This window comes from Acetobacter tropicalis (genome assembly GCF_001580915.1).
Taxonomy (GTDB): Bacteria; Pseudomonadota; Alphaproteobacteria; order Acetobacterales; family Acetobacteraceae; genus Acetobacter; species Acetobacter tropicalis.
On sequence record NZ_LHZQ01000012.1, the window covers coordinates 1 to 586 of the forward strand.

Below are 586 nucleotides of genomic sequence, written 5' to 3' on the forward strand. Positions count from 1 at the left end.
GCCGCCCATCATGCACAAATTCATGCACTTCCTGCCCGGAGATCAGGGAGATGGCACCCTGTTCCGCCCCAACAAAATACAGCAGCACAACAGACAGAACCAGCCCGAACACGGCCCATGGCAGCAGGGCCTGAACCGGAATGGCAACCGGAGCCGGAAGGGCAATTGCGCGTGCACGGGTATGAGAAGTGGTGTGAGGCATAAGGATCAGGCTCCGCTGGTAAAAACGCGTTCCGCGGTGGAAAACAGACTGTTTCGGAGGTCTGACTTCCAGCCTGATCAGCCTGAGGCTGACCAAACGGGTTACAGTGGCGCGACCGTGCCGGAGTCTCACCGGCTTCCCCAAAACCAATACCCTATGGTGAACGGCGCGGAGGATGGTGTCAATTGTGGAATAGGGCAGTCAGGGCAGCCAGAACCAGACAGTCTGCCACAGTGGCGGCCGCCCCCAGCACATCACCCGTATAGCCTGCCAGATGCTTGCGGGCGGAACGCGCAACCAGCCAACCAGAGAGCCCCGCCGCGCTGATGACAAGACCCAGCGCTGGTGCCAATCGCCAGAAAAGAGGCTGGTTTTCCGGCGGCA

The 586-nt window shown here is 60.4% G+C and carries 2 protein-coding genes; both read right to left on the reverse strand.

Annotated elements, in window-relative coordinates; all coding sequences use genetic code 11:
• Nucleotides 1-202 (reverse strand): CbtB-domain containing protein (locus AD944_RS00055; RefSeq protein WP_061474604.1); only part of this gene is annotated, 202 nt, incomplete at its 3' end.
• Between the two features lie 181 nt (nucleotides 203-383).
• Nucleotides 384-586 (reverse strand): adenosylcobinamide-GDP ribazoletransferase (locus AD944_RS00060; RefSeq protein WP_211263307.1); only part of this gene is annotated, 203 nt, incomplete at its 5' end.